This window comes from Atopobium sp. oral taxon 199 str. F0494, assembly GCF_000411555.1.
GTDB lineage: Bacteria > Actinomycetota > Coriobacteriia > Coriobacteriales > Atopobiaceae > Lancefieldella.
Genome location: NZ_KE150487.1, coordinates 107,126 through 125,822, shown reverse-complemented (window position 1 = coordinate 125,822; position 18,697 = coordinate 107,126). Strand labels below are relative to the sequence as shown.

Here is an 18,697-nt window from a genome sequence, read left to right as displayed (position 1 = left end):
ACCTCAATCTAGTCCTGGTTTTTTGCCTCGTCAAGGTAGCTGTAGAGCGTATATTTTGAGATGCCAAAGTAGGAACAGACTTTCTGTCCTGATTTCGTGATAAGGAAGGCGCCAGAGTCGTTCAGAAAACGAATCGCCTTGATTTTGTCGTCTTTTGTCATCAGTGCGCGCGGACGGCCGACTAAGCGGACGCTTTGATCAATGAGCTCATCCAAAAGATCGGTAACGTTATGCGGAATGGTTTGCGGAGCTGCATCGGAAGGGTCACTGTGTGTGGTAAACGCGTGCAAAGCTTCTTCCATTGCCGAGAAGAGCGCGATGTCATAGTTAATGGCAAAGATTGCAATGGGCTTATTGTCATCGTCGCGCAGGTAGATGGTAGTAGATTTGAGAATCTTGCCATCTTCGGTCTTAGTAAGGTAGGAGTAAGAATCATGGAGTTTCCCGGAATCGGAGTGAAGTGCCTTGAGCACTACGTTTGAGGGGCCGTCGCCAATCTTGCGACCGGTGATATGACCATTCTCAATCGCAACAATAGTGCTGGCAGGGTCATCGGAGCGCAGGTCATGAACGACAACCTCGCAATCAGGGCCGAATTGCAGGGCTATGCCGTGAGCCAGGCGCTTTAGAAATTCAATCTGCTGATTGTTCATATCCGAATACTCCTTGTAAGCACTATCTGTTTCACAGAGCAATCTATATCCTAGCATTTTGCGCTTTTTGCGAAGCAATGCGTTTAACAAGACCGCTTACCCAGATAAATGACCGTACACCGATAATTCTTTTACATACAAAAAAACTGTGAGAATATGAAGACTAATTAAAAGTTAGGTTTAATAACTAACTGTTTGCAAAATGCCTGCAGGAGCATCTGGACGCTCTGCGGGATGGGGCAGTCGGACTCCCTTTAGATATGTCCGAACGGAGCGCCGGAGAGGGCACATCCGTCATTTTATAAGCCGTAGCTGATCTGCGGCACGTGGCAAAGGGGTTCCTATGCTGCTTATTGTGAACGGTCGTGTTATTACGCGCGACAAGGCAAATCCTTACGTTGAAGACGGCGCTGTCGCAATCGAGGGCGAGAAGATCGTTGCCGTTGACACGCGCGCGAAGCTCGAAGCCGCGTATCCCAACGCGGAGAAGCTTGACGCGCATGGCGGCGTTATTATGCCGGGTCTTATCAACTGTCACACCCACATTTATTCCGGCCTGGCCCGCGGTCTTGCCATTACAGGCTGCAACCCTCATAACTTCCTTGAAAATCTCGAGCAGCAATGGTGGAACATCGACCGTCATCTTACGCTTGACGGTACTCGCGCCTGCGCGTATGCAACTATTCTTGATTCGCTGCGCAATGGCGTTACAACTATTTTTGACCACCACGCCAGCTTCTACGAGATTCCGGGTTCGCTTTTTGCCATCAAGGACGTTGCTCAGGAACTCGGCATCCGCGCGTGTCTTTGCTATGAGACGTCAGACCGCGACGGGCAGACCAAGTGCGATGAGGCTATCGCCGAAAACGTTGCATTCGCCACATGGGCAGAAGCTGAAGACGATGATATGATCGCTGCTATGTTTGGTGGCCATGCGCTCTTTACGCTCTCCGATGAGACGCTGGACAAGATGGTTGAGGCCAACAACGGCCTGACTGGCTTTCATATTCACGTCTGTGAAGGCATGGACGACGTCTATGATTCCGCGTTGAACTACGGCACTACCGCCGTGCATCGCCTGCTCGATCACGGACTTTTGGGCGAGAAGACCATGCTTGGACACTGCATTCATGTAACTCCCGCCGATATGGATATTCTTGCCGCCACCAATACCAGCATCGTTAACAATCCGGAATCCAATATGGGCAATGCGGTTGGCTGCGCTCCGGTACTCGAATTCTTCAAGCGCAACATCAACGTTTGCCTGGGTACAGATGCCTACACGCACGATATGTTGGAATCGCTCAAGGTTCTTTTGCCCATCCAGCGCCACAACGCCTGTATGCCAAATGTTGGCTGGGTTGAGGCTATGACTATGCTCTTTAAGAATAACGTCAAGATGGCGGAAAAGTACTTCTCTGTAAAGTCCAACGGCAAGCCCTTAGGCAAACTTGCGTCTGGCGCCGCTGCTGACATCGCAATCTTTGACTACAAGCCGTTCACGCCGTTCTCCGACGAGAACATCGACGGTCATATGCTCTTTGGCTTTGAGGGCAAGAACTGCCGCACCACCATTGTCAACGGCAAGGTTCTTTACAAGGACCGCGAATTTGTAGCGTATGACGAAGACAAGATTAACAACTGGACCATGGTTGAGGCGAAGAAGCTCTGGGGAGCTCTCAACAATCGCCAGTACTAAGGTAGGGTATGGCGAGAAGTGCTTTTGAGAAGCGCTTCTCGACACATGTGTTTGCATGACAAGAGGGTAGGGCGTCGCCCGCGGACGCCATAAGTGCGGGGACTATAACTCACATTGGTTATAAGGAGAGGAAACCAAATGAGCGACATTATGCGTCCCATGAGATTTGACCATCTGATGAATTGGATTCTCGGCGAGTACGAGGCTCAAAAGACTATTTTTGGTGAGCGTGCTTTCGCCAAGACGACAGGGGCCGCCCGTCCCATCTTCAGGGAGAAGATTGAGACTCCGTTTGGACCTGCCGCAGGGCCAAATACGCAGCTCGCGCAAAACATCGTAGCGTCCTACGTTACCGGCGCCCGCTTCTTTGAGCTCAAGACGGTTCAGAAGATGGATGGCGAAGAGCTTTCCGCCTGTGTCAATAAACCTTGCATCCTCGCGTCAGACGAGGGATACAACTGCGAGTGGTCTACGGAGCTCACGGTACCCCAGGCGTTCGATGAATACGTCAAAGCCTGGGTCATCTGCCATATCCTTGCCCGTGAGCTTGGTCTGGGAGATCCTGATGGCTTCGTCTTTAACATGTCTGTCGGCTATGACCTTGAGGGCATAAAGACACCCAAGGTAGATAAGTACATCAATGACATGAAGGACGCCTCCGAGACACCCGTTTTCAAGGAGGCAATCGCTTGGGCAAAAGCCAATATTGGTCGCTTCCGTAACGTTGATGCTACCTTCATTGATTCCATTCCGGCGCGTATTTCTGATTCCATTACCGAGTCTACGCTTCACGGCTGCCCGCCGGATGAAATTGAGCGCATTGCTACCTATCTCATTACCGAGAAGGGTCTCAACACGTTTATCAAGTGCAATCCCACACTTTTGGGGTATGACTACGCTCGCAAGACGCTTGACGCTTTGGGCTTCGACTACATCGCCTTTGATGATCACCACTTCCTCGAGGATTTGCAGTGGGACGATGCGGTACCCATGCTTGAGCGTCTCATGAAGCTGTGCGAGGAAAGCGGCGTTGAGTTTGGCGTCAAGCTGACCAATACGTTCCCAGTGGACGTTACCCGCGGCGAACTTCCCAGCGAAGAGATGTACATGTCCGGCCGTTCCCTCTGGACGCTCTCTTTGTCCCTGGCGAAGCGTATAGCCGAGCAGTTTGACGGCAAGCTTCGTATTTCGTATTCCGGCGGAGCGGATTACAACAACATTAGGGAGCTGGTGGATACCGGCATTTGGCCCGTTACCATGGCAACCACCATTTTGAAGCCGGGCGGCTATGAGCGCATGACACAGATTGCCAGGCTCTTTACCGATGGCGATACCAGGCCATTTTCTGGCGTTGATGCCGAGAAAGTCGCTGCGCTGCTTGAGCGGTCGCTTAAAGACGCGCGCTATCACAAGGAAATCAAGCCTCAGCCTGATCGCCATGTGCGCGGTAAGCTGCCCTTAACTGACTGCTTCATTGCGCCCTGCCGCGATTCCTGTCCTATCCATCAGGATATCCCCGGCTATCTTAAGGCGGTCGATGAAGGCCGTTACGCTGACGCGCTTTACATTATTCTTGAGCGCAACGCGCTGCCGTTCATTACGGGTACCATCTGCCCGCATACCTGCACTAATTCCTGTATGCGCAACTATGTTGACGAGCATGTCCATATTCGCGGCTGCAAACTGACCGCTGCCGAGAAGGGCCTGGCGGAGGTTCTTCCAACGCTCGCATCCCGCGGCGCAGTCGAAGGCAAGAACGTTGCTGTCGTTGGTGCCGGTCCGGCCGGTCTTGCCGCAGCGTCGTTTTTATCGCGCGCGGGTGTCAAGGTCACTGTCTTTGAGCGTACGAACAAGCTCGGAGGCATTGTACGCCACGTCATTCCCAATTTCCGCATCTCTGAGGCGGCAATCGACAACGATGTGAAACTTTGCCAGGCATACGGCGCCGCTTTTACAACAGGCGTCGAAATCAAGGATGTCAACACCTTGCTTTCTGAAGGCTATACCGATGTGGTCGTAGCCATTGGAGCATGGGCTCCCGGCCGCAAGACACTGAAGTCCGGTGAGGCCCTTGACGCCCTTGAGTTCCTCGAGCAATTCAAGAGCGATCCGGCGTCTGTTGATCTTGGCACCGACGTTGTTGTTATCGGAGCCGGTAACACGGCCATGGATGTTGCCCGTGCGGCGAAGCGCGTGGCAGGCGTTCAAAACGTGCGTCTTGTGTACCGCCGCACTAAGCGCTATATGCCGGCTGACGAGGAAGAGCTTCAAATGGCTCTCGACGACGGCGTAGAGTTCATGGAACTTCTCGCCCCGGGAGATTTTGCTGACGCGAAACTGACGTGTGAGATTATGAAACTCGGCGCGCCTGACGAATCTGGTCGCCGCCGTCCTGAGGGTACCGGCGAATTCACTACGGTTCCCGCAACCGCAGTGATTACAGCCGTGGGAGAGCAGATTGACTCCAGCTTGTATACCGCTTCCGGCATCGCCCTTGACGAGAAGAGTCGTCCTGTTGTTGACGGAAACCTTCAGACCTCCGTTGACCATGTGTTTGCTGTTGGCGATGGCCGCCGCGGTCCCGCAACGGTGGTGAAAGGCATCGCCGACGCCATGACTGTGGCTGTTGCCATAGCAGGCTTCAATTTCTCGGGTAAAGAGAACTCCAATCTTGAGGAAGATGTCGCCAAGATCTTTGGCAAGCGCGGGCAGCTCTGCGGAGATCCCGCCTCATGCGATCAGTCCCGCTGCCTCTCATGTCCTTCGGTGTGTGAAGCCTGCGTTGAGGTGTGCCCGAACCGCGCAAACGTTGCAATCAAAGTTTTGGGCCTGCGCCAGCAGCAAATCATTCACGTTGACGGCATGTGTAATGAATGTGGTAATTGCGCTGTCTTCTGTCCGTATTCTGAGGGCCGCCCCTATAAGGACAAATTCACTGCCTTCTGGAGCCGTGAAGATTTTGACAATTCTGAAAATGAGGGCTTCCTTCCGACTGAAGACGGCTTCCTGATTCGTCTTGACGGCGGCGTGGGAATTTACAATGTTGATGATGAGGCCTGTGGTCTTCCGGAACATATCCGCAAGATGGTGGTAACAGTCAGAGATGATTACCGGTATCTCCTGAATGTATAGAGGGGAGCAGGAGAGAAGGCGAGCATAGCGAGTAAGTATAGTTAGCGAGAAGATACGTTTTTCTCGCTAACCGCTTACTTGCATACGGTCACCGAAAAGCTGTTAGGTAGGCTAAATTTTTGTTTTAGTGTAATAGCTGTCTGATGGCATTGCGCTGTGAGATGATTTCTTGGTAAACGGGCTCGGGGTACGACACACAACATTCTCCCGGGCGCGTAAGGAGAGGTACATGGCTGAAGAGGTTGAGCAGTACACCTTTACGGTGAACGGCGAAACGGTTACTACGACTGAAAGCAAGTCGCTGCTCCGTTTTCTCCGCGATGATCTGCATCTGTTGTCCGTTAAAGACGGCTGTTCGCAAGGGGCTTGCGGCACTTGTACGGTTGTTATCGATGGTGTTGCCACGCGCGGCTGCGTTATGAACACAAAACGGGCAAACGGCAAGGTTATAGAGACTGTCGAGGGTCTTTCCCATGAAGAGCAGGAAGCCTTTGTATACGCTTTTGGCTCTGTCGGCGCGGTCCAGTGCGGTTTTTGTATTCCCGGTATGGTTATGAGTGGTGCGGCTCTAATACGCCGCAACCCTGATCCGTCTGAGGATGAGGTCAAAGAGGCAATCAAAAACAATATCTGCCGCTGCACGGGCTACAAGAAAATTATCGAAGGCATTCTGAAAGCCGCGCGTATTCTTCGCGGTGAAGAGGAAATCGATCCTGACCTTGAGCGGGGCGATAATTACGGCGTCGGCTCCAAGGCGTTTCGTGTAGACGTTCGTCCCAAGGTACTCGGTTACGGTAAATATCCCGATGATGTCACTGATGTTGAGTACCCCGACATGGTATACGGATCGTGTGTCCGCTCAAAGTATCCCCGTGCGCGTGTGATTAAGATAGACACCGCCGCCGCGGAAGCCCTTCCTGGTGTTCTTGGCGTTCTCAAGGCGGAGGATGTGCCGGTCAATAAGGTCGGCCATATCCAGCAGGACTGGGATGTCTTTATTGCCGAGGGTTCGCTTACGCGCGATATGGGCGACGCTATCTGTATGGTTGTCGCGGAAGACGAGAAGACCCTTGAAGCTGCAAAAAAGCTGGTCAAGGTTGAGTATGAAGAGCTTCCCGTGGTACGTGATATCTATGAGGCTCGCGCTGAGGGAGCGCCGCTCGTTCATGAGGAAGCCGACACCAATCTGTGCCAAAGCCGCCATATTACGCGCGGCGATGCCAAAGAGGCGCTCAAAAATTCCGCCTTTACGGTTACCAGGCACTTCTCGACACCCTTTACCGAGCACGCGTTTCTTGAACCTGAATGCGCCGTCGCCTTTCCCTATAAAGATGGCGTGAAGATTCTTTCCACTGACCAAGGCGCCTACGATACGCGCAAAGAGGTTGCGCATATGTTTGGGTGGGATAAGACGCCCAATCGCGTTGTAGTCGAGACCATGCTTGTGGGTGGCGGCTTTGGCGGCAAGGAAGACGTTACGGTCCAGCACATTTCAGCGCTTGCCGCTTACAAGTTCCACAGAACGGTGAAGTGCAAGTTTACCCGAAACGAATCCTTAGCCTTTCATCCGAAGCGCCATGCCATGGAGGCTGATTTTACCCTTGGCTGCGATGCCGAAGGTCATCTGACCGGTCTTGACTGTGAAGTCAATTTTGATACCGGCGCTTACGCGTCACTCTGTGGCCCCGTACTTGAGCGCGCCTGTACACATGCGGTCGGCCCTTATAAATACCAAAATACCGATATCCGCGGTTTTGGCTATTACACCAATAATCCGCCGGCTGGCGCATTCCGCGGTTTCGGCGTCTGCCAGACCGAGTTTGCCCTCGAAGAACTTATTGATCTTCTCGCTGAAAAGGTAGGCATCACTCCGTGGGAAATGCGTTGGCGCAACGCCGTCGCCCCCGGAGACGTACTCCCCAACGGGCAGATTTGCGATCAGTCAACGGCTCTCAAAGAGACGCTTCTGGCGGTCAAAGACGTATATGAGGCACATAAAGACCATGCTGGTCTCGCGTGTGCCATGAAAAACTCAGGCGTTGGCGTCGGACTGCCTGACGCGGGACGCGCAAACATCCGCATTGAAAATGGCAAGGTCGTCGTGTATTCTGCTACCTCTGACATCGGTCAAGGCTGCAATACGGTCTTTTTGCAGGACGTAGCGGAAGCGACAGGGCTTCCCAAATCAGTCATCGTCAATGGCGAATGCTCCACGGAAAATGCCCCTGACTCGGGTACCACCTCCGGTTCGCGCCAGACTGTGGTTACCGGTGAAGCCGTCCGTGGTGTGGCGTTTCTGCTGCGTGACGCTCTTTTAGATCTGGAAGCCGGTAAAGAAGTGTCTGCTGAGCCTGTTGAGGCAAACGGCGATGGTAAGACTATTGTCTATTCCGATGGCCGCCCCTATGAAGGTGTCGGCTATGCGGACGGAAAGGCGCTGGTTGCAGGTGGAGGCATCTATCCACAAGATCCCGTTGCCGGACTGCAGCAGCTTGAAGGTCATGAATTTCGCTACGTGTATTTTGAGCCTACCGACAAGCTCGGCGCCGATAAGCCCAACCCGAAGAGCCACATCTGCTATGCCTTTGCCACCAACTGCGTTGTGCTTGACGATGAAGGCAAAGTAACTGACGTCTACGCGGCCCACGATTCCGGAAAGGTTATCAACCCGATTGCTATCCAGGGTCAAATTGAAGGCGGCGTTTTGATGTCTCTTGGCTACGCGACTACGGAGGATTTCAAACTCCAGGACTGCGTGCCCAAGTCTCGATACGCCACACTCGGACTCTTCCATGCGCCTGATATCCCGCATATTGAGGCAATCTACGTTGAGAAGGAACACTTGCTGCCGGTCGCCTATGGCGGCAAGGGTATCGGTGAAATTGCAACGATTCCAACGGCGCCTGCTGTTGCGAATGCCTACTATGCGCTGGATCACGTTATGCGCACCAAGCTGCCCCTGGAAGATTCGTACTACCGTAAGCCAAAAGCTCAAAAGTGATAAAAGGTGAGACGCGCTTCGCGTGTTTTCATGATGTTCATACATTGCAGTGTGACCTGATCGATATGCGTTAAAAGAGGAGGTACGGTATGGGAGAGCTTCTCAGGATGGAAGGCGTTGACAAACGGTTTGGCTCATTTTATGCAAACCGCGATGTCAGCCTGTCTATCCAAGAAGGGGAGGTGCATACCCTTTTAGGAGAAAACGGCGCGGGCAAGTCAACACTTATGAACTGCCTTATGGGCCTATATACTCCTTCTGCGGGAAAGATTTTCATGCACGGGAAGGAAGTCAAGATAGACTCTCCCCGTGACGCGGTTGAGCAGGGAATTGGCATGGTGCACCAGCACTTCATGCTAATAGAGGCCATGACAGGGCTGGAAAATGTCATTCTTGGAACCAAGGTGCACGCGTCTCCTATTATGCAAAAAGAGCAAGACAAGAAAGACATTGAAGCTTTAGCTGCTCGCTATGGCCTTGAGGTTAACCTTGACGCAAAGGTCTCCGAGATGTCCATTGGCGAACAGCAAAGAATTGAGATTCTCAAGGTTTTGTATCGCGGTGCCAACCTCCTCATTCTTGACGAACCAACCGCCGTACTTACTGACATTGAAGTCGAAGGTCTCTTTGATATCATGAACTCCCTGACGGCTGAAGGTAAATCCATTATCTTCATCTCTCATAAAATGCGTGAGGTTATGCGCATTTCTGACAGCATAACCGTGCTTCGTGCCGGACGTTCCATTGCAACGGTGAATATCAACGATACGACCGAACAAGAACTTGCCGATCTTATGATTGGCCGAGAGTTTACGGAAAGCTATTACGAAAAACACACCAGCTCCGATCAGCCAATCATGACCTTGACACACGTGGCGCTCCATCCAGAAATCAAGCATGGAGGTCTTAAGGACGTGTCTTTAACCATCCATGCAGGAGAGGTATTAGGCGTAGCAGGTATTGACGGAAATGGCCAATCTCAGCTTGCACAGGTAATTACCGGTCTTGTTGCTCCTGAGAGTGGTGAGGTAGAGACAACAGAGGGTAAAGTTGCGCTTTTCTCGCCGCAAGATTTCATCGATTTTGGAATGGCAAACATCCCGGAGGACCGTAACAGAATGGGTCTTGTGGGAGACATGTCTATTGCCGACAACCTGATTCTTAAGCAGACTACATCAAAGCGCTTTTCCTTTGGTCATGGTGCATGGCTGAGAACCGATAAGATTCAGGAATATGCAGAAAATATGCGTGAGAAGAACGATATTCGCTGCGTCTCCGTAAATCAGTCTGCCCGCAGTCTTTCAGGCGGCAATCAGCAAAAGGTTATTCTTGCCCGTGAGCTTGACGGAAATCCCAAGCTTATGGTTGCAGTGTATCCAACACGTGGTTTGGATATTGGGGCTACCGAGTTTGTGCATGATTCGATTATTGCGCAACGTGATGCGGGTTGTGCGGTGTTGCTTATTAGTGCGGACTTTGACGAGGTCTTGAAGCTATCTGACAGAATCGTTGTTCTTTTTGAGGGCGAAATTATGGGAATCTATCCCGGTGATAATCCACCTGTCAAAGAAATCTCTCTTGCTATGGCAGGCCAGACAGGAGGACAGTCTCGTGAGTAAGAAAACGTTTAGCGTTTTTGGGGGAACCAACAGAGAGCATCTTATTTCTGCGCTCGTTCCGGTTATTTCCATTATTTTGGCGCTCATAATCGGTGCCATTATCATTGCGTGCTTGGGAAAAAATCCTATTAAAGGATATGCGCTTTTGTTCTCAGGTTCTGTGGGAAGTAAGTCACGTATTGCACAGACACTCATGAGTGCATGCCCCTTGATCTTTACCTCATTGTGCGCTGCCTTTGCATACAAGTGCGGTGTTTTTAACTTGGGAGGAGAAGGCCAGTTTGTCATGGGTGCTACGTGTGCCATTATGACGGTTCTTGGTTTTCATCTTGAAGGCATAGTGGCCATCGTTGTCGCACTTCTCGTGGGAATTGTGGTTGGGGGCATCTGGGGCTTGCTTCCTGGTATCATGAAAATAACTCGAGGCCTCAACGAGATGATTACGTCAATCATGTTGAACTATGTGGCCGTCTTGTTTATGAGTTGGGTTTATACGGGGCCTTTCCGTGGCGGAGACAACCCCGAGACACTTCCTATTCCCGATAGCGCACAACTGCCCCGTATTGCCAAATTTCATGTAGGTGTCATTTTGGCAATTCTTCTTGCATTTTTCCTTTGGTATGTCATTTTCAAGACCTCGTTTGGCTTTAAGATCCGTGCGGTTGGTATTAACCCCATTGCATCTCGCGTGAATGGTTTTTCGGTTGGCAAACTCATGGTGCTCTCCTTCATCATTTCCGGTGCCATTGCCGGCCTTGGAGGATCTGTCGAGATTTTAGGTAAGCAGTACCGTCTGCTCGCCGGTTTTGGAGTGGGAGTTGGCTTTGATGGCGTAGCTATTGCGCTTATTGCCCAACTTAATCCTATAGGCTCTATGGTAGTTGCGCTTTTCTTTGGAATGCTTACTACCGGAGCTACTTCCATGCAGGTTGGCATTATGGTACCTACTGCCATTACCGAGATTATTCGCGCTCTTATCATTATCTTTGCGGTTTCTGGTATTGCTATGCTGAAGCTGCCCAAGATTAAGGCTGTCCTTCTTCCTGCAATTACGGGAAAGATGACAGACGAGAAAAGTAACGATTCTAAGAAAGCGGAGGTGGAGGCATAATGGATGCTCTTATTGCTGCACTTCCTGATATTTTTGCTGCCTCAGTAAGAATGTGCGTACCACTTCTGCTGGTGGCTCTTGGTGAGCTTTATTCTGAGCGTGCAGGTCTTGTAAATATTGGTCTTGATGGTCTTATGACCATCGGCGCCTTTATTGGCTTTGTCGTCGCATATAAGAGCGGCAATCTTTGGCTTGGTGTTTTGTTCGGAGCATGTTCAGGAGTGCTTGTAAATCTGATTTATGCCTTCTGTACCGTTACGCTCTGCGTGAACCAGGTAGTTGTGGGCATGGCGATCAATATTCTTACACCCGGCATCGCGATGTTTGCATATAAGATTATCTTTGGCGATAGTTCAGGACTTGTCCAGGGTGCTTCAATGCCCATTATTGCCATTCCGTTCTTGAGCGATATTCCTTTTATCGGAAAGATTTTCTTTAGGCAGTCTCTTCTCGCATATCTTGCGTATCTTGCCATCCCGCTTTCGATTATCTTCTTTACTAAGTTCCGTTCCGGCCTGAGCTATCGTTCAGTAGGAGAAAATCCTCAGGCAGCAGAGACGCTTGGCGTAAATGTTATCAAGACAAAATATCTGGCGTGTATTGTTTGTGGTGCCTTGGCAGGAATTGGCGGATCATTTTTGACGCTGGTGTATACCTCTACCTATGCTGATGGTATTGTAGCCGGCCGTGGTTTTATCGCCCTTGCTGCTGTTATCTTTGGTCGTTGGAGTCCGCAGGGTATTTTGGGAGCCTGCCTTCTCTTTGGCTTCTTCGATGGATTCCAGATTAATTTGCAGATTTTTGCGCAACAGGTTCCATACCAGTTCTTCCAGATGCTCCCGTACGTCTTTACGATTTTGGCACTTGTGTTTTTTGGAGCCGGAAAAATTGGTCCTAAGGCTAACGGCCAACCGTACTACCGGGAGTCTCGTTAGCTCTGTACGTATATATGTTGGTGTGTGGTTTGTGCGACAAGTGCTGTCGCTGAAATAAAAGAAGTACCGGAAAGGACTCCGGTACATTGAATGGAGGAAGTCATGGATTATCGTAACGTGAGTCGTCGTGGTTTCTTGGGTCTGTTCGGAGCGGCAGCAGCAACAACCGCGGGTCTATCCCTTGCGGGTTGTGACGACAAGGAAACCTCATCGGGCGGTGGGGATTCGTCCAAGAAGACCAAAAAAGTTGCCATGTTTTTAGACGGCCCCGTCAATGACGGTGGTTGGGGTGCAAGCTGCTATGGTGCCATGGTTGACTCCGCAAAGCAGCATGGCTGGGAGACAGCATATTCTGAGTCCGTTGCTCAGGCAGACTGGGTTTCCACTATGCAGAACTACGTTGACCAGGGCTACGATCTGATTGTTGCTCCGGGAAATCAGTACACCGCCGATGTAAAACAGGTGGCAAAAGACAATCCCGATGCCAAGTTCTGCATTTTTAACGATGAGGTCTCCGATGTTGCAAACATTGAGTGCACCATTCCAAACACCATCCAGATAGGCCAGCTTGCAGGCGCCCTTGCCGGACTTATGTCAAAGACCAAGAGCATCGGCTTTATTGGTGGCGTTGAGCTTGACACCACCAAGAACAAGATTAAGGGATATACCGAGGCGGCTAAAAAGGTGGACTCGAGCATCCAGGTAACCACCGCCTACGCGGGATCGTTCTCCGATGCCGCCAAGGGCAAGGAGCTTGCGAGTGGTATGATCAGCACCCAGAACATCGATGTCATGTTTGGTGATGCTTCAATCGTTGATACGGGTGCCCGTGAAGCTTTGGTTGCAGCCGGCAGCGATCGCTACGATATCGGACAGCCGGGAGACATTACCAAGGATAGCCCTTGCATCATTTGTTCCGTGGTGACCGATAACGTCAAGATGACCAATGAGGTTCTTGATGACGTTGAAGCCGGCAAGTTTGGCAAGAAGACCGTATATGGAGACCTCTCCAACGGTGGTGTGGCCGTGGGTACCTATTCCGATGCTGTTTCTGCTGACGTTAAGTCGCAGTATGAAGAGATTGTCAAGAAGATCTCCGACGGCTCTTTCGTATAAGAATCGGCGCCGTTGTAAAACGCCGTCATAAAGGTCAGGCGCACAGGTAGGTGCGTCTGACCTTGAAAGCTCTGTGCGTGCGTCATCGCACATATCGTGTCTGTAAGATGTGCGGACTATAGGATTGGCGCCCTTTTGCCTGACGCAAGAGCACCGAGACTTTATTTGCAGGAAGGGAAGTTTTAATGAAGAAATTAAAAGAAGTTGGCAGACCGCTCATACGAGTTGATGCGTATGACAAGGTCACCGGTCGCGCTAACTATACCGATGACCTCTGTCCCAAACCGTGCCTTGAAGCGAAGATTTTGCATGCAACCATAGGAAACGGCATTGTCAAATCTATCGATACGTCTGAGGCTTGTAAGGTGCCTGGTGTCGTCGGTGTCTATACGTGCTTCGACGTACCTGAACATCCCTATCCTGTGGCCGGTCACCCGTGGTATGCGGATTCGCGTGCCGAGAAACGCGATCTTCCCGATCGTAAGCTTCTGGATGCGCGCGTACGCATTTACGGAGACAATATCGCCGCCGTTGTTGCCGAGGACACCGTAGCCTGCGACAGGGCTCTTGCCAAAATCAAAGTTGAATATGAAGAGTGGCCGGTTGTCTATGACCCCAAGGAGGCTCTTGCAGGTACCGAGCATCCTATTCAAGAAGGAAAGCCTGACAATGTGGTTGCACATACGCATGTGCAGACCAGCGAAGAAGATCTTGCTAAAAAGGGCTACAAGAGTGTCGATGAGGTCTTGCACGATCCTGCCTACCATCATTTTTCAGCCCATCTCACCACGGCCGAGCAAAGCCAGGCTCATATTGAAACCTGTGTTTCGTACTGTTATGAGGAAAATGACAAGATTGTCTGCGTTTCATCAACGCAGATTCCTCATATCGTTCGCCGTGTGATTGGCCAGGCGCTGGGTATTCCTTGGGGAAAGGTTCGAGTTATCAAGCCGTATATCGGTGGCGGATTTGGTACGAAACAAGACGTTCATTACGAGCCTTTGAATGCATGGCTCTGCCACCAGGTAGGCGGCAGGTGTGTCAAACTTGAGCTTAGCCGTGAAGAGCTCTTTTATGCTACAAGCGGCCGTCAGCCCAAGAGTTTTGATGTTGAGGCAAGCGTGGATGATGATATGCACCTGCATGCTCGCTCCATCAAAGCATGGTCTAATACGGGTGGCTATATCCACCACGGTCACGCCCTGATTTTGAATTCTGTCAATACGTTCCGCTGGCTCTATCATACGTGTGAGGATGCCATTTCCTGCGAGGCATGGACCGTTCACACCAATGGACCTCATACAGGTGCTATGCGTGCGTACGGCGTTCCCGAAGGTAACTGGGCTGCAGAATGTCTCATGAGCGATATCGCGTATGACATGGGTTGGGATGGCATTGAATTCCGTATGGCCAATGCTATTCAAAAAGGCTATGTGGATGAGTTCAGTCCCGGACATTATGTTGCAGCAAATACCTGCGGTTTGCCTGAGTGTATCGAGAAGGGCAAGGCGTATATCGAGTGGGATAAAAAGAAGAAAGAGTATGCAAACGAGACTGGTCCCATCCGTCACGGCGTTGGTGTTTCATGCTTTGTCTATAAGACGGCGGTGGCACCGTTTGCGCTTGAGACTGCTACGGCTGCAGTAACGCTTAACCAAGACGGCAGCGTTCAGCTGCAGATGGGGGCAACCGAGATCGGCCAAGGCGCTGATACGGTCTTTACACAGATGGCAGCGGAGGCCATCGGAGTGGATAGTGAAGACGTGCATATCGTTTCATTCCAAGACACCGATGTAACCCCGTATGACTCAGGTGCGTATGCTTCTCGCCAGACCTATGTCTCGGGTACGGCGGTCAAGAAGGCGGGCGAGCAGCTCAGATCAAAGATTCTTGAATTTGCATCGTATGTATTTCCCAATGCACAGGGAACCCTTGACTTGCATGACCATGCAATCTTTGATTCGGTTGGCGATAAGGTTTGTAATCTGGACGAACTTGCCCTTGAGGCGTACTACAACATGGAGCACAACGATCAGCTCTATGGGCGCGCCACCATCAATATACACTCCAACACGATCGCTGTCGGCTGCAGCTTTGCAGACGTTACGGTGGATATGCCCTTGGGTCAGGTCACCATCAACAAGATTATTAACGTACAGGATTCCGGCAGGCTCATCAATCCAAAGCTTGTGGAGCAGCAGGTTCATGGCGGCATGTCGCAATCTATCGGGTTTGCTCTCTACGAGGAAATCCTGGTAGATCCGAAGAACGCTCGCGTTCTTAATCCTACGCTTTTGGATTATAAGATCCCCACGACCATGGATGTGCCGGACCTTGAGGCTCAGTTTGTTGAGACCGATGATCCTACGGGTCCTTATGGCAACAAGGCTGTAGGAGAGACGCCGACCATCTCTCCCGCTGCGGCTATCCGCGACGCCATCCTGGATGCAACCGGAGTTAAGTTCTACGAAGAGCCCATGACTCCTCAACGTTTGTTCGAGGGCTTTAAGAGAGAGGGGCTGATTTAAATGTACGATATCGAATCATTGTATAGCGCTACCAGCGTTGACGACGCAATCCGAGCTCTTTCGGAAGATCCTGAATCCATCGTGGTTGCCGGCGGTACTGACGTCTTGGTAAAGATACGTGAAGGCAAATTTGCCGGTGCCCATCTGGTGTCCATCCATGAGCTTCATGATGAGCTTGACGGTGTCAGTCTCGGCGCGGATGGTACCGTTGAGATAGGACCAATCACGTGGTTCCATCATGTAACCACAAGCAAGGTTATCCAAGAGACCGTGCCGGTGTTGGGAGAGGCCTGCGACACTCCCGGAGGTCCTCAGCTTCGTGTCTCAGGTACCATCGGGGGAAATGTCTGCAATGCTGCCACATCGGCCGATTCCGCATCCACGCTCTATGCCTACGGAGCGCTTCTCGATGTTAAGGGTCCTGAAGGTGCAAGAACCATTCCTATTGAAGAGTGGTATGCAGGTCCTGGACGTTCTACAAAAAAGCGCGATGAGATTCTGGTTAAGATCAGGATTCCTAAGAGCCACTATGAGGGATTTACCGGCTACTATTTTAAGTATGGAAAACGCAGGGCTCTTGAGATTGCTACGATGGGCTGCTGCTGTTTGGTAAAGCTCAGCGCAGATAAAAAGACCGTTGATGATATTCGCCTTGCCTTTGGCGTTGCGGGACCAACGCCGATGCGTGCACTTTCCACTGAAGAGGCGCTGCGTGGTATGCCTGTTGTTGAGGCTGTCGAGAAGATCGGCGAACTTGCGGCCGGCGACACCAATCCGCGCGACAGTTGGCGTGCATCAAAAGAATTCAGACTTCAGCTGATCAAGGAAATGTCGAAACGTTCCTTTGCTGAAGCGGCTCGCAGGGGAGGGGCTGAACTGTAATGGATCACAAAATTCTCAAATGTACGGTAAACGGCAAAGAAGTCCAGGTTGGTTTTGATCCGCGTGAATCGCTTCTGGATACTTTGCGCAACAGACTGGGCCTTACCAGTGTCAAGCGTGGTTGTGAGGTAGGAGAATGTGGCGCCTGCACGGTTCTTATTGATGGTGTAGCTACCGATACCTGCCTCTACCTGACTGAGTGGGCACAAGGTAAGGATATCCTGACAGTTGAGGGCCTTCAGGCTGCTGACGGCACTCTCAACCCGGTTCAGCAGGCTTTTGTTGACGAGTTCGCCGTGCAGTGCGGTTTTTGTATTCCTGGCCTCATTATGAGCACCATGGAGATTGTCAACACCGGAAAAACGTACTCACGTGACGAAATCAGAAAAATGCTTTCCGGACACCTGTGCCGCTGTACGGGTTACCAGGATGTTATTAATGCAGTCGAGAAGGCCGTCAATCTTGTTAACGGCATGGTTGGCGAGGATGCCGTAAAGCCTGAAGTCTAGTGCCTTCGAAGCACAGCCCAAGCGTGGGATATCAAGGGTTTTTCGCTGAATGCGAATGAGGATAGGTTCTTTTGAAAGGATTGTTTCATATGGAAACGATGATTGAGAAATGGTTCCATCTCAAAGAGAGAGGAACGTCACTTAAAACTGAGCTTATTGCTGGTATGACAACGTTTGTTACGGTCGCGTATATCCTGGCGGTCAATCCCAGCGTGCTTTCGGCCGCAGGCCTTGACAGTGGAGCGGTTTTTACGGCATCGGCTTTAGCTTCGTTTCTCGGCACCTGCATCATGGCGTTGACAACGAACTATCCTTTTATTCTGGCACCGGGTCTCGGTCTCAATGCGTATTTCGCCTATACCGTAGTGCTTGGCATGGGTTACAGCTGGCAGACGGCGTTGGCAGCCGTATTTGTGGAAGGCGCCGTTTTCCTGCTCTTGTCGCTGACCAAGCTTCGCGACATGGTGATTGACGCGATTCCGTCTGGCCTTAAGCTTGCCATTACGGCCGGTATCGGTCTTTTTATTGCGCTGATTGGTCTTAAAGGAGCCGGCGTTGTCGTCAGTAATCCAGCAACGCTGGTCAGCATGATTAATTTCCACACGAGTTTTGCCGAGGGAACCTTCTCAACGGCAGGTATTTCAGCCGTTCTCGCTCTTGTCGGCGTGCTGATAATGGCAATCCTTATGGCAAAAGGAGTTAAGGGCAGTATTTTACTTGGCATCCTTATAACCTGGGGTTTGGGTTTGCTCTGCCAGCTTGCCGGCCTTTATGTTCCGCAGCCTGACGCAGGCTACGCGAGTCTGATCCCTGATTTCTCTCAGGGAATCTCGATTCCTTCTCTGTCTCCCATTCTGTTCAAATTTGACTTTTCGCACATTGGCGAAGTCGGCTTTTTAACTGTTGTGTTTGCAATTCTGTTTACGTCGCTCTTTGATACCATCGGCACTGTTTTGGGCCTTGCCTCAAAGGCGAATCTTCTTGAGGATGATGGCAGCCTCCGTAAAGCCAAAGGGGCTCTTGTGACACAGTCCGTAACTACGATGCTCTCTGCAGCTCTGGGTATTTCACCTACATGCGTTCCCGTTGAGTGCGCAGCGGGTATCACGGAAGGAGGGCGTACCGGATTTTCCTCTCTGGTTGCAGCAGTACTCTTTTTGCTTTCTTTGCTGCTTTCTCCATTCTTTTTGGCAATTCCTCTGTTTGCAACTGCGCCGGCGCTGGTGGTTGTGGGCTTCTCTATGATGGGTGCTCTTTTTGGTGTTGACTTTACCGACATTACCGAGGGTATTCCCGCTTTTCTTTGTGTTATCGCAATGCCTTTTACCTACAGCATCGCCGAAGGCATGTATCTCGGCGTTATTTCATATGTGGTGGTGAATCTGTGCTGCGGTCCGGAAAAGCGCAAAAAGATCAGCCCCATGATGTACGTGCTGGCTGCTGCTTTTCTTGTCAAGTACCTGCTCATATAACAGCACGACAAAAGCAGGATGATAATCTGTACCGCAAGAT

The 18,697-nt window shown here is 51.2% G+C and carries 12 protein-coding genes; 11 read left to right on the top strand and 1 reads right to left on the bottom strand.

The genetic code is table 11. The features are described from left to right. Positions 1-8: 8 nt before the first annotated feature. Complete coding sequence (locus tag HMPREF1527_RS06585; RefSeq protein ID WP_016477914.1) at positions 9-653, bottom strand: transcriptional regulator; 645 nt, start codon at positions 651-653, stop codon at positions 9-11. Between the two features lie 343 nt (positions 654-996). Here HMPREF1527_RS06585 and ssnA point away from each other — a divergent pair, with 343 nt between their 5' ends. From ssnA to HMPREF1527_RS06530, 11 genes are all read left to right on the top strand, one after another. Beyond that, positions 997-2,352: a putative aminohydrolase SsnA gene (gene ssnA / locus HMPREF1527_RS06580; protein WP_016477913.1), complete on the top strand. Its 1,356-nt coding sequence runs from the start codon at positions 997-999 to the stop codon at positions 2,350-2,352. A gap of 138 nt (positions 2,353-2,490) precedes the next feature. After that, the gene (gene ygfK, locus HMPREF1527_RS06575) at positions 2,491-5,484 is read left to right on the top strand and encodes a putative selenate reductase subunit YgfK (protein ID WP_016477912.1); all 2,994 of its coding nucleotides are present in this window, start codon (positions 2,491-2,493) and stop codon (positions 5,482-5,484) included. 229 nt (positions 5,485-5,713) lie between these two features. Continuing rightward, the gene (gene xdh / locus HMPREF1527_RS06570; protein ID WP_016477911.1) at positions 5,714-8,485 is read left to right on the top strand and encodes a selenium-dependent xanthine dehydrogenase; all 2,772 of its coding nucleotides are present in this window, start codon (positions 5,714-5,716) and stop codon (positions 8,483-8,485) included. 89 nt (positions 8,486-8,574) lie between these two features. Further along, entirely contained in the window at positions 8,575-10,104 is a 1,530-nt protein-coding gene (locus HMPREF1527_RS06565) for an ABC transporter ATP-binding protein (RefSeq protein WP_016477910.1), read from the top strand. After that, positions 10,097-11,215, top strand: a complete 1,119-nt coding sequence (locus tag HMPREF1527_RS06560; RefSeq protein ID WP_016477909.1) for an ABC transporter permease — start codon at positions 10,097-10,099, stop codon at positions 11,213-11,215. The genes HMPREF1527_RS06565 and HMPREF1527_RS06560 overlap by 8 nt, the downstream gene beginning before the upstream one ends. After that, entirely contained in the window at positions 11,215-12,150 is a 936-nt protein-coding gene (locus HMPREF1527_RS06555) for an ABC transporter permease (RefSeq protein ID WP_016477908.1), read from the top strand. The genes HMPREF1527_RS06560 and HMPREF1527_RS06555 overlap by 1 nt, the downstream gene beginning before the upstream one ends. A 102-nt stretch (positions 12,151-12,252) precedes the next feature. Continuing rightward, positions 12,253-13,266 carry a BMP family protein gene (locus HMPREF1527_RS06550; RefSeq protein ID WP_016477907.1) on the top strand — a complete coding sequence of 338 codons (1,014 nt, stop codon included), beginning with the start codon at positions 12,253-12,255 and terminating at the stop codon, positions 13,264-13,266. A 185-nt stretch (positions 13,267-13,451) separates the two neighbouring features. Further along, a complete protein-coding gene (gene xdhA / locus HMPREF1527_RS06545) occupies positions 13,452-15,794 on the top strand; it encodes a xanthine dehydrogenase subunit XdhA (protein ID WP_016477906.1) in 2,343 nt (780 codons plus the stop codon). Next, positions 15,795-16,676 (top strand): xanthine dehydrogenase subunit XdhB, encoded by an 882-nt coding sequence (xdhB, locus tag HMPREF1527_RS06540; RefSeq protein ID WP_016477905.1) that lies wholly within the window; start codon positions 15,795-15,797, stop codon positions 16,674-16,676. After that, positions 16,676-17,185: a xanthine dehydrogenase subunit XdhC gene (gene xdhC / locus HMPREF1527_RS06535; RefSeq protein WP_016477904.1), complete on the top strand. Its 510-nt coding sequence runs from the start codon at positions 16,676-16,678 to the stop codon at positions 17,183-17,185. The genes xdhB and xdhC overlap by 1 nt, the downstream gene beginning before the upstream one ends. 89 nt (positions 17,186-17,274) lie before the next feature. Further along, positions 17,275-18,657 (top strand): NCS2 family permease, encoded by a 1,383-nt coding sequence (locus HMPREF1527_RS06530; RefSeq protein ID WP_016477903.1) that lies wholly within the window; start codon positions 17,275-17,277, stop codon positions 18,655-18,657. The last annotated feature ends 40 nt before the right edge of the window (positions 18,658-18,697 follow it).

What these genes read in the sequence shown, in the direction of transcription:
- HMPREF1527_RS06555 (WP_016477908.1), top strand. Translation starts at nt 11,215, where the DNA reads ATGGATGCTCTTATTGCTGCACTTCCTGATATTTTTGCTGCCTCAGTA.
- HMPREF1527_RS06565 (WP_016477910.1), top strand. Translation starts at nt 8,575, where the DNA reads ATGGGAGAGCTTCTCAGGATGGAAGGCGTTGACAAACGGTTTGGCTCA.
- HMPREF1527_RS06550 (WP_016477907.1), top strand. Translation starts at nt 12,253, where the DNA reads ATGGATTATCGTAACGTGAGTCGTCGTGGTTTCTTGGGTCTGTTCGGA.
- HMPREF1527_RS06585 (WP_016477914.1), bottom strand. Translation starts at nt 653, where the DNA reads ATGAACAATCAGCAGATTGAATTTCTAAAGCGCCTGGCTCACGGCATA.
- ygfK (WP_016477912.1), top strand. Translation starts at nt 2,491, where the DNA reads ATGAGCGACATTATGCGTCCCATGAGATTTGACCATCTGATGAATTGG.
- xdhA (WP_016477906.1), top strand. Translation starts at nt 13,452, where the DNA reads ATGAAGAAATTAAAAGAAGTTGGCAGACCGCTCATACGAGTTGATGCG.
- HMPREF1527_RS06530 (WP_016477903.1), top strand. Translation starts at nt 17,275, where the DNA reads ATGGAAACGATGATTGAGAAATGGTTCCATCTCAAAGAGAGAGGAACG.
- xdh (WP_016477911.1), top strand. Translation starts at nt 5,714, where the DNA reads ATGGCTGAAGAGGTTGAGCAGTACACCTTTACGGTGAACGGCGAAACG.
- xdhC (WP_016477904.1), top strand. Translation starts at nt 16,676, where the DNA reads ATGGATCACAAAATTCTCAAATGTACGGTAAACGGCAAAGAAGTCCAG.
- ssnA (WP_016477913.1), top strand. Translation starts at nt 997, where the DNA reads ATGCTGCTTATTGTGAACGGTCGTGTTATTACGCGCGACAAGGCAAAT.
- xdhB (WP_016477905.1), top strand. Translation starts at nt 15,795, where the DNA reads ATGTACGATATCGAATCATTGTATAGCGCTACCAGCGTTGACGACGCA.